This is a genomic window from Rhodoferax sp. (genome assembly GCF_014859475.1).
Lineage (GTDB): Bacteria > Pseudomonadota > Gammaproteobacteria > Burkholderiales > Burkholderiaceae_C > Rhodoferax.
In genome coordinates this window covers 1-11,220 of sequence record NZ_JACUUE010000080.1, presented here as the reverse complement: position 1 = coordinate 11,220, position 11,220 = coordinate 1, and the positions used below count along the sequence as shown (strand labels likewise).

The 11,220-nt window shown below is 62.1% G+C and carries 8 protein-coding genes; 7 read left to right on the top strand and 1 reads right to left on the bottom strand.

Features of this window, described 5'->3' with window-relative positions:
- Positions 1-195 precede the first annotated feature (195 nt).
- From IBX54_RS08620 to IBX54_RS08605, 4 genes are all read left to right on the top strand, one after another.
- Entirely contained in the window at positions 196-1,413 is a 1,218-nt protein-coding gene (locus IBX54_RS08620; RefSeq protein ID WP_296542260.1) for an FAD-dependent monooxygenase, read from the top strand.
- Positions 1,414-1,508: 95 nt separating this feature from the next.
- Positions 1,509-5,954, top strand: a complete 4,446-nt coding sequence (gene purL, locus IBX54_RS08615) for a phosphoribosylformylglycinamidine synthase (protein ID WP_296542259.1) — start codon at positions 1,509-1,511, stop codon at positions 5,952-5,954.
- Complete coding sequence (locus IBX54_RS08610) at positions 5,924-6,109, top strand: hypothetical protein (protein ID WP_296542258.1); 186 nt, start codon at positions 5,924-5,926, stop codon at positions 6,107-6,109. The genes purL and IBX54_RS08610 overlap by 31 nt, the downstream gene beginning before the upstream one ends.
- Positions 6,110-6,291: 182 nt before the next feature.
- The gene (locus IBX54_RS08605) at positions 6,292-7,785 is read left to right on the top strand and encodes a malonyl-CoA decarboxylase (RefSeq protein ID WP_296542257.1); all 1,494 of its coding nucleotides are present in this window, start codon (positions 6,292-6,294) and stop codon (positions 7,783-7,785) included.
- On the opposite strand, the gene IBX54_RS08600 is transcribed toward IBX54_RS08605, so the two are convergent.
- Positions 7,756-9,783, bottom strand: a complete 2,028-nt coding sequence (locus IBX54_RS08600; RefSeq protein ID WP_296542256.1) for a U32 family peptidase — start codon at positions 9,781-9,783, stop codon at positions 7,756-7,758. The genes IBX54_RS08605 and IBX54_RS08600 overlap by 30 nt on opposite strands.
- Before the next feature lie 108 nt (positions 9,784-9,891).
- Here IBX54_RS08600 and IBX54_RS08595 point away from each other — a divergent pair, with 108 nt between their 5' ends.
- The 3 genes from IBX54_RS08595 to IBX54_RS08585 all read left to right on the top strand — a co-directional run.
- Entirely contained in the window at positions 9,892-10,242 is a 351-nt protein-coding gene (locus IBX54_RS08595) for a type II toxin-antitoxin system RelB/DinJ family antitoxin (RefSeq protein WP_296542255.1), read from the top strand.
- Between the two features lie 3 nt (positions 10,243-10,245).
- On the top strand, positions 10,246-10,542 hold the full coding sequence (locus IBX54_RS08590; RefSeq protein WP_296542254.1) for a type II toxin-antitoxin system RelE/ParE family toxin: 297 nt from the start codon (positions 10,246-10,248) through the stop codon (positions 10,540-10,542).
- A 42-nt stretch (positions 10,543-10,584) separates the two neighbouring features.
- Positions 10,585-11,220: heparan-alpha-glucosaminide N-acetyltransferase (locus tag IBX54_RS08585; protein WP_296542253.1), on the top strand; the 636-nt coding region annotated here is incomplete at its 3' end.

The window sequence follows — 11,220 nt, the reverse complement described above, 5'->3', positions numbered from 1 at the left end:
TCGCGATGACGAAGTCTCTGTTCAAGGTCCGTGTGCGGTATCGGGCCGGACACGGCGGGCTTGCCATGACGGATAGGTATCACGATAAATGACATGGTAGCTTGGGTCGTCGTTTTGGATTGTTGGTGCAGTCTGTCAGCCTTGTGCAGTGTTGGGAATTGACAATGGCGCATCGTTACATTGTGGAGCAGGTTTTTGATGCGCAAAGTGTTGATCGCCGGGGGGGGCATTGGCGGCCTGAGTGCCGCCCTGGCTTGTGCCCGCGCGGGTGCCGAAGTGGCGCTGTTTGAGCGCAGCGCCGAATTTTCCGAGTTTGGCGCAGGCATTCAACTCGGCCCGAATGTGGTGAAAATTTTGTATGGATGGGGGCTGCAGCAGGCCTTGCACGCTGTGGTGGCTTGCCCCGACCGGCTGCAGGTGCGCAGCGCCATGACCGGTTCTGAGCTGGGCGTGTTGCGTCTGGGCGAAGAGATTGCCCGGCGCTACGGCGCGCCGTACTACACCATCCACCGGGCCGACCTGCACGCGTTGCTGCTGGCGGCGCTGCAGCAGCAGGGCGGGGTGGCTTTGAACCTGGCCAGTTCGGTGGTCAGTTTCGAGCAGACCGACACCGATATTGCGTTGCAACTGGCCCATGACGAGGTGGCGCGCGGCGACCTGCTGGTGGGTGCTGATGGCGGCTGGAGCGGCATTCGACAGCAGTTGCTGGCCGACGGCACTCCGCAGCCGACCGGCCATCTGGCCTACCGCGCGCTGGTCTCGCAGGCGCGTCTGCCCGAGCATTTGCGCAGCACCCAGGTCACCGCCTGGCTGGGGCCGAAGATGCATGTGGTGCAATACCCGGTGTGCCGTGGCGAGTGGCTTAACGTGGTGGCCATCGTGCATGGCCAGGTGCAGGGCGACATGTCGCACTGGGATCACAGCGGCAACGCCACCGAGCTGCAAAAGCGCCTGAGCGCCACCTGCAAGCCGCTCCATGATCTGATCCTGGCGGTGCCCGCCTGGCGCTTGTGGGCCTTGAGCATTCGCCCGCCCATGCGCAGCGCCCAAGAGCAGGCCCAGGGCCGCGTGGCTTTGCTGGGCGATGCCGCGCACCCGATGCTGCCCTATCTGGCGCAGGGCGCGGGCATGGCCATAGAAGATGCCGCAGTGCTGGTGCGCATGCTGGAGCGGGGCGGTTTTTTTGCTGATGCAGCTGCCGATGGCGCAGCCGGCCCTGGCAACGGTGTGCCGAGCCTGTTGCAGCGTTACGCCGTGCAACGCTGGCAGCGCAACGCCCGGGTGCAGGCACGGGCGATTCGCAACGGCACCATTTTTCATGCCGGCGCGCTGTTGGGCTTGGGGCGCAACGTGGCCATGAAAGTGTTGGGCGAGGGGCTGCTGGACATGCCCTGGCTGTACCGCGGCGTCTGAGCGGCAGGTAAAATCCGCCCACCTTTTTGCGCGGTGGCTGCCGGTTTCCACGCAAATCCCCTTTTACTTTTAGTCTCTCGCTTTGAGGCATCCAATTGACTCTGCACATCACCCCCATCGAGGGCGGTAGCGCCCTTGGCGAATTCCGCGTTCAACAATTGCTGCCGGGCCTGCAAGCCGTGCACGACAAGATCAATGGCATCGCAGCGCGCTACGTGCATCTGGTGGCCACCGACGAAGCGCCGTCAGCCACGCTGCAAGACCGCCTGGCCGCGCTGCTGAAGTACGGCGAGCCCTACGCTGGCCCGGCAGACGGTGCGCTCATCGTCGTCACGCCGCGCTTTGGTACGGTGTCGCCCTGGGCCTCCAAGGCCACCGACATTGCGCACAACTGCGGCCTGGCGCTGCACCGCGTGGAGCGCATCGTGGAATACCGGCTCAGCCTCAAAAGCGGCTTGCTTGGCAAGAGGCCGAGCCTGACCGAGGCGCAACTGGCGCAGCTGGCCGACCTGCTGCACGATCGCATGACCGAGAGCGTGATGTTCGACCGCGCCAGTGCTTTCAACTTGTTTGCCAGCTTGCCCGCCGCACCGATGGCGCATGTCGATGTGCTGGGCGGTGGCAAACCCGCACTGTTGGCGGCCAACACCGAGTTTGGCCTGGCGCTGGCTGACGACGAGATGGACTACCTGGTGCAGGCCTTTACCCAACTGCAGCGCAACCCGACCGATGTGGAGCTGATGATGTTCGCCCAGGCCAACAGCGAGCATTGCCGCCACAAGATTTTCAACGCCGAGTTCTCCATCGACGGCGTGGCCCAGCCGCACAGCCTGTTCGGCATGATCCGCCACACCCATCAAACCAACCCGCAGCACATGCTGGTGGCCTACTCGGACAATGCCTCGGTGATGGAAGGCAGCGTGGTGGAGCGCTTCAGCGCGCCGTCCGCCGCCGTGGCTGGCCTGGTGAGCTATGGCAAACAAAGCGCCACTCAGCACATTTTGATGAAGGTGGAAACCCACAACCACCCCACCGCCATCTCGCCTTTCCCGGGTGCCGCCACCGGTGCCGGCGGCGAGATCCGCGACGAAGGCGCCACCGGCCGCGGCTCCAAACCCAAAGCTGGCCTGACCGGCTTCAGCGTATCTCAAATTAATTGGGGTCAGATTCCAATTAATTCCAATCCCGTCATTGCGAGGAGCGCGAACAAAGACGCCGTCACTGAGAATGTGCACAAAAACGCCGTCATTGCGAACGAAGTGAAGCAATCCATGACTTCCGGACTGCCTGGACTGCCACGCTTCGCTCGCAGTGACGAAGTCTCTGTTCAAGGTCCGTCTGCGGTATCGGGCCAGGTACGGATGGCTCGCAGTGACGATGCATTCGGGGCGCTCGCCATGGCGGCTGATTACGGCAAACCGGCGCACCTTGCCAGCCCGCTGCAAATCATGCTCGAGGGGCCGCTGGGCGGGGCGGCGTTCAACAACGAATTTGGCCGGCCCAATTTGCTGGGCTACTTTCGCGAGTACGAGCAAAGCCTGAGTTACACGCTCAAGGACGCAACCGGCCTGGCGCAGCCGCAGACCGAGCAGCGCGGCTACCACAAGCCGATCATGCTGGCCGGCGGTCTGGGCGTGATCGATGCCACGCAAACGCACAAAATCGCTTTTCCGGCGGGCACGCTGTTGATTCAGCTCGGCGGCCCGGGCATGCGCATCGGTATGGGCGGCGGCGCGGCCAGCTCGATGACCAGCGGCGACAACGCTGCTCACCTCGACTTTGATTCGGTGCAGCGCGGCAACCCGGAGATTGAGCGGCGGGCTCAGGAGGTCATCAACCAGTGCTGGCTGATGACCGAGGCCAATCCGATTCTGGCGATTCACGATGTCGGCGCTGGTGGCTTGTCCAACGCCTTCCCTGAGCTGACCAACGACGCCGGGCGCGGCGCCTTGTTCGACCTGCGCGCGGTGCCGTTGGAGGAATCGGGTCTGGCACCCAAGGAAATCTGGTCCAACGAAAGTCAGGAGCGCTACGTGCTGGCCATCGCGCCCGAGTCGCTGGACCTGTTCAAGGCCCTGTGCGAGCGTGAGCGCTGCCCGTTTGCCGTGGTCGGCGTTGCGACTGAAGAGCGTCAGCTGGTGGTGGGCGATGTTGATTTGCCCATGCGCCGCGTCGGGCCGCCCCAAGCAAGCACAGCCCCCTCGGGGGGCAGCGCAGCACACGCAGTGACAAGCGTGGGGGTCGCTGTCAACATGCCCATGAACGTGTTGCTCGGCAAGCCGCCCAAAATGCAGCGCGATGTGAAAACGCTCACCCGCAACTTCGCACCCGTCAACCTCACCGGCGTGGCCTTGCAGCAGGCCGCCATCGACGTGCTGGCGCACCCCACGGTGGCATCCAAGCGCTTTCTGGTCACCATTGGCGACCGCACTGTGGGTGGCCTCACGCACCGCGACCAGATGGTCGGCCCGTGGCAAGTGCCGGTGGCTGACTGCGCCGTCACGCTGGCCGACTTCAAGGGTTTTGCCGGCGAAGCCATGGCGCTGGGCGAGCGCACGCCGCTGGCCACGGTGAATGCGCCTGCCAGTGGCCGCATGGCGGTGGCAGAGGCCATCACCAACCTGCTGGCCGCACCGATCGAACTGGACCGCGTCAAGCTCTCAGCCAACTGGATGGCGGCTTGCGGCGAGCCCGGTGAAGACGCTGCCTTGTACGAGACGGTCAAAGCAGTGGGGCTGGAACTGTGCCCGGCGCTGGGTATTTCGATTCCGGTCGGCAAGGATTCGCTGTCGATGCGCACGCAATGGAAAGACGTGTCGGGCGAAGCCAAAAAAGTCACCTCGCCGGTGTCCTTGATCGTGACCGCTTTTGCCACGCTGGCCGACGTGCGCGGCACCCTGACGCCGCAACTCAACGCCACTGATGACACCTCGCTGATCCTGGTCGATCTGGGCCATGGCCAGAACCGCATGGGCGGCAGCATCCTGGCGCAAACGCTGGGCCAAATGGGCGACGAGGTGCCCGACCTGGATGACCCGCAAGACCTGGTGAATCTGGTCAATGCCGTCAACGCCTTGCGCGCCCAGGGGCATATCCTGGCCTACCACGACCGCAGCGACGGCGGCTTGTTTGCCGCCGCCTGCGAGATGGCTTTTGCCGGCCATGTGGGCGTGGCGCTCAATGTCGATATGCTGGTGACCGAAGGCGACGGCATTGCCGACAGCCGCATGGATTGGGGCGACGCCAAAAACTGGGCCAGCCAGGTTAGCGGCCGCCGCGACGAGCTCACGCTCAAGGCCTTGTTCAGCGAAGAGCTCGGCGTGCTGCTGCAAGTGCGTACGGCGGAGCGCAACGCGGTCATGCAGGTGCTGCGCGAGCACCAATTGAGCCAGCACAGCCATGTGGTGGGCAAGACGCGCCCGGTCGATTCAACCATCACGATGGGCATTGGCGAGCTGCAGGTGTGGCGCGATGCCAAGTCCATTTTCAAGGCCACATTGGCTGATCTGCACCAGGTGTGGGACGCCACCAGCTGGAAGATTTGTCAACAGCGCGACAACCCGGCCTGCGCCGACGCTGAGCACGCCGCCGCGGGTGAGCCGTCTGACCCGGGGCTGCATGTCAAGCTCGTCGTTGCTGCGTCTGAACCCGTCGTGGCTGCCTCTGCCCCCGTCATTGCGAGCGAAGCGCGGCAATCCACGACTTCCGAAGGCATGGATTGCCACGGCGCTGACGCGCCTCGCAATGACGGATCTGTAAGCCCCGCCCTCACGCTGTCGCGCCCCAAGGTGGCGGTGCTGCGCGAGCAGGGCGTCAACTCGCATGTGGAAATGGCTTATGCCTTTTCCGAGGCGGGCTTCGAGGCTTTTGACGTGCACATGACCGACCTGCAAAGCGGGCGCGCCAAGCTGGCCGACTTCAAGGGTGTGGTGGCCTGCGGCGGCTTCTCTTACGGCGACACGCTCGGCGCCGGTATTGGCTGGGCGCGCTCGATCACTTTCAATCCGGTGCTGGCCGACCAGTTCAAGGCCTTTTTTGCGCGCTTGGACACCTTTGGTTTGGGTGTCTGCAACGGTTGCCAGATGTTTGCCGAGCTGGCCGACATCATTCCCGGCGCACAAGACTGGCCGCGCTTCACCACCAACCAGAGCGAGCGTTTTGAAGCGCGTCTGAGCATGGTCGAAGTGCTGGAGTCACCGTCATTGTTCTTGCAGGGCATGGCCGGCAGCCGCCTGCCCATTGCCGTGGCGCACGGTGAGGGCTATGCCAACTTCAGGCACCGGGGCGATGCGGCCAAGGCAATAGCCGCCATGCGCTTCACCGACAACCATGGCGTGGCCACCGAGGCTTACCCGTTCAACCCGAATGGCAGCCCGGGCGGCCTGACGGCGGTGACCACGGCCGACGGCCGCTTTACCGCCATGATGCCGCACCCCGAGCGCGTGTTTCGCAACATCCAGCTGAGCTGGACCGACCAGGACAAAAATGCGTTGAGCCCGTGGATGCAGTTATGGCAGAACGCCAGAAGGTGGGTGTGCTAGAGCAAACCCGCCATGGTTTTGCCGGCGTCATGGTGGCGCTGGCCACCCTGGCGATTGTGTTGTCGCTGGGGCTGCTGGCCTTTGCGCCGCTGGGCGCGCTGGCTCAATTGGGTGTGGCGGCGGCGTTTTCGTGCGTCATGCGCAAAGCGCTTTGATCCAATGGGGTGGCAACAAGCGCGTGACCGCGTTTTACGCGTCCCTGGGTACGTTTGCGTGCACACTCGCGCAAGGTGTGAAACCGTGGTGAAAAACACAATTGAGGCAGGAACGCTGGACAAGGCGCGGCCGCTGGGGTAGAAACTTTTGCAATCGGTCGTAACCCAAACTGGAGATGGTCATGAATTCCGCTGAATGGATCAGTCGCAACGTATCCCACTGGTTGCCGTCAGCGGATTCCCTGAAAAAGTTGGCGCTGGCAACCGCCGGGCGGGGTCCCTTGGCCAGCGTGTCTGAAGCTGCCACGGTGCCGGATGAACCGGTGCCAACGCGTGTGCGCCCGACCCGTGAGCGGCTCAAGGCTAGTTTGCGTCGTGGTGACGAGGTGATGTCGCCACGCCAGTTGCGCGGAATTCTGGAACAACTGCGCTCGATCGTCGACAACCAGGTCAGCGAGGTTGAAGGCGGTCGTCGTGCCAGCCAGTTTGCCGACTGGTATTGCCAGGCCAAACCAGGGCAGCGGCGTGACTGCTGGTTGTTGATGAGTGAGCAGTTCGCGCCCGACCCCCAGCTGGTGTTGCAAGCGCAGCAGCAGTATGAGCTGGCGCTCAACACGGCCGACGAGGGGCGGGCCGAGATGGCCCTGCGTCTGGCGCTGGTGTCGCCGCGCGCCCGCTTGTTGCAGCGCTTTGCTGCCTTCGAAAATGGGGTGCGTTTTTTGGTCGATATGCGCGCTCAGTTGCTGGTGCAGGCCAAATCAGACAAGCGTTTGCTGGCGCTTGACGGTGAACTCGAGGGCCTGTTTTCCACCTGGTTTGAGGTTGCTTTTCTGGAGTTGCGCAGCATCAGCTGGAACTCACCGGCGTCGATGCTTGAGAAGTTGATCCAGTATGAGGCCGTGCATGATATCCGCGGTTGGAGTGATCTGAAAAACCGGCTTGATTCTGATCGTCGCTGTTATGGTTTTTTCCACCCCCGGTTGCCCAATGAACCACTGATTTTTGTCGAGGTTGCGTTGTTGGATGCGCTGCCTGACAAGATCGCGCCGCTGCTCGATGAATCCGCCGCGGCGGTCAATATCAAAAAGGCCTCGCACGCCATCTTCTATTCCATCAGCAATACCCAGCGCGGTTTGCATGGCGTGAGCTTTGGCGATTCGCTCATCAAACAGGTGGTGGAAACGCTCAAACTGGAATTTTCACAGCTCAAGGTGTTTGCCACGCTATCGCCGATCCCGGGTTTTCGCACGTGGTTGACGCGTCATGGCGACGAGATGGTGGGCAAGCTTGACGACAAGGCGCGGGTAGCGCTGGAGGTCGCCCTGGGCGTACCGGCGCTTGATCCAAAAGAAATGCTGGCTGCGGCCGATGCCGCGCAGTCGCTCGATGACAAATCGCCGTTGCGTCAATGGCTGATGCGTTGTGCCGCGTTTTATCTGGCAGACGCCCTGCAGGACGGCAAGCCGGTGGACCCCGTGACGCGCTTTCACTTGGGCAATGGCGCGCGTGTCGAACAGATCAACTGGGGTGCCGATTTTTCAGCCAAAGGGCTCAAACAGTCCTACGGCATGATGGTCAATTACCAGTATGACCTGAAGCGTCTGGATACCTATCGCGCCCAGTTCGCCAGCGGCAAGATGGCGGTTTCAAGTCGGGTGCGTGCCCTCAGACTTTGAGGGTCTTTTCTGGAAAAAAGCGATCGGAACGCCTTGCGTGGCTTGCAGCATGTCCTGGCGCGACTGTTTGGCCACCGCCGGTTTCATTTTGCCGACCACATGCATCTCGCAGGGTTTGCAGTCAAAGCGCAGCGTGAGCTTCTCTTTGCCATTGATCAGTTGCAGCGGCTCGGCCTTGACCGTGCCCTGCACGCCGGTCACGCCCTTGGCCTGCTTGGGGCACAGGCTCAAGGAGAATCGCACGCAGTGTTTGGTGATCATCAGGCTCACCTCGCCGGGCTCTTCAATGGCCTCGTAGGCGGCGGCGATCACCTTGACGCCGTGGCGTGCGTAAAAGCTGCGCGCGGCGCGGTTGAACACATTGGCCAGGTAGCTCAGCGTGTCTTGCGGGTAGGCGACCGGCGGTTCGACAGCCTGGCCGGGCAGGAAGCGCGCAAACCCGGCGCTGCGGGCCGCTTCCAGTTTTTGCACCGCCTCGCGGCGCAGCGGGTTCAGGATGGATGCCGGCACAAACCAGGGCTGGCTAAAGGTGACTTGCACGTCGCTGGCGGCAAAAATCGTGTTGCCGAGTTTTGACACGTTGTCCACCAGCGTCTCCAGCGCGCCAGTCTTGTCCTTGGCCGGTGTGAGTGCCAGCGTGGCGTGCGCGCTGGCGCTGAAACCGTCCTCGTCGGTCAGCGTGAGCGTGATGCCATCGGTGCTGTCCGCCAGGTGCGCCCAGAGCGGGATGCGGCGCTCGCTGGACTTTTTTTCAAGTACATGCAGCCAGTCCACATCGCGGTTGCGATTCACCTCGACGCCTTTGCGCAGGTCTTTCAGGTCCGCCAGCGCGTCCTTCGGGAACACGCGCCAACGGCCATGTTTGGCGCTGAGGCATTCGGCACGGTTGATGGCCAGGCCGACCAGTTCCTTTTGCTGGTCGTAGTAACACAGGCCGTCGCCGTTGTGCAGCACCGCCTGGTGGTCGTTCAATTCAAGCTCAACCCAGTTGGGCCCGAGCTGCGTGACAAAACCGATGGGCTGGCCCGGATTCTTGGGCGTGTCGAAGGCACCAATGGTGTCCTGGCGACCGTTGACAAAGTAGTCGGTGAACTCACGGTTGAAATTTTGATTCGGGTCGGGCGTGAAGCTGAATGTGGTGAGCCCGCTGCTGGCGCGCGCCAGTGGGTCGCCCGAGTGTTGCCGCGTCTCGATCAGTTCATCGAGCAGCTTGCGGTAATGCGCCGTGATGTTTTTCACATAGGCCATGTCCTTGTAGCGGCCTTCGATCTTGAAACTGCGCACCCCCGCATCCACCAGCGCGGCAATGTTGGCGCTCTGGTTGTTGTCTTTCAGGCTCAGCACATGCTTGTCGTGCGCCACAAAACGGCCTTTGTCATCGACCACCTGGTAGGGCAGGCGGCAGGCCTGGCTGCATTCGCCGCGGTTGGCGCTGCGCCCGGTGTGCGCCGCGCTGATGTAGCACTGGCCGCTGTAGGCCACGCACAAGGCGCCATGGACAAAAAATTCGAGCGTGCTGCGCGCCGTGTCGGTGGCGGCGCGGATGGCGGCAATTTGCGCCAGACTGAGTTCGCGCGCCAGCACCAGCTGGGTCAGGCCGACGTCCTGCAAAAAGCGCGCTTTCTCGGGCGTGCGGATGTCGCACTGGGTGCTGGCGTGCAATTGCAGCGGCGGCATGTCGAGGCTGAGCAGGCCCATGTCTTGCACAATCAGCGCATCGACACCTGCCTCATACAGCTGCCAGGCCAGGCTGTGCGCGCCCTCCAATTCGTCGTCGCGCAAGATGGTGTTCATCGTCACAAAAATGCGGCTGTTGAAGCGGTGCGCGTGCGCCACCAACCGGGCAATTTCGGCCACCGTGTTGTCGGCGCTGGAGCGCGCGCCAAACGACGGCCCGCCAACATAGACCGCGTCGGCCCCGTGGTTGACGGCTTCGATGCCAATGGCGGCATCGCGTGCCGGGGCTAACAGTTCGAGTTGGTGGGGGAGCAGGGACATGGGGCGAGATTATCGGTGCTTGCAACTTGTCATGCGATGGCGCTTAATTTGACTTTAAAATTTTTGTCAATACACTGTCCCTACATTTGACAATCCAAAGGAAGCACCATGGCACACGACACGACCGTTCAATTCCGGATTGATTCCACCGTGAAAGAGGAGGCATTTGCCGTTTTTCAGAAAATGGGCATCAGCCCGTCTGAGGCGGTACGCGTCTTCCTGAAACAAGTTCAATTGACTCAGACCCTGCCTTTTCCCTTGGCAGCAGCCAACGAGCAGGACCTTGATGTGGAGGATGACTACACGCAATGGTTGCGTCAGCGCCTGGCTACTGCGGTCAAGCAGCTTGACAGCGGCAAGATGAAACGCCACGACTTTCCGGTTGCAAAAGCCATGCTTGGCGAGCGTTTGGCTGCGCGTCGCAGTGCTTTTCTTGCCAATGGTGCAACGGGTCACTGAATCATGGCCTTGCAATTGTCAGAACTTGCCTTGCAAAGCATCGAAGAAATCATTTTTTATTACGAGCTGGAGGCGGGTCGGGCGGTGGCAGATGCCGTTGAAAGACGCATCTTTGAACAAATTGAAGCCATCGCGCCTTGCCCGATGAGCATTCCCGAGAGTGAAATTTTCCCCGGTGCCCGCAAATTGGTCATCGGCAAGCTGCCTTACGTGGCATTTATCCGGCAGGTCAATGCGCAATTGTGGGCAGTGGTGGATGTGGTTCACACCTCACGCAAGCTACCCAAAAGCGCGCGGTAGAAACCCCTCGAATTCAAGCCAAACATCGTACTTGTACGCCACATGACAACCCATCGTTTTGACACCTTGGATGCACTGCGCGGGCTGGCGATGGTCTGGATGACGCTGTTTCATTTTGTCTTTGACCTGAACCACTTCAAGCTCGTCACGCAGGACTTTTACCGCGACCCGTTCTGGACCTGGCAGCGCACCCTGATCGTCAGCCTGTTTTTGCTGTGTGCCGGCATGGGCCAGGCCATTGCCACGGCGCAGGGCCAAAGCTGGCAGCGCTTTTGGCGGCGCTGGCGCCAAGTGGCGGCTGCCGCGCTGCTGGTGTCAGTGGGCTCGTGGCTGATGTTTCCCGACAGTTTCATCTACTTTGGTGTGCTGCACGGTCTGGCGCTGATGCTGATCGTGGTGCGCCTGAGCGCGCATTGGGGGCGTTGGCTGTGGTTGCTGGGTGCTTTGGCAATTGCCTCCAGGTTCATCGCCGAGAGTGTGCTGCAATCCGGGCCGTTGACGCATTGGGCCGATGCGCTGAACAGCATGCGCTGGAACTGGCTGGGCTGGATCAGCCAAAAACCCGTCACCGAAGACTATGTGCCGCTGTTTCCGTGGCTGGGCGTGATGTGGTGGGGGGCTGCGCTTGGCGCTTGGGTGCAGCAGCAGCGGCAGCGTTGGCTGGCGCAGACCTTGCCC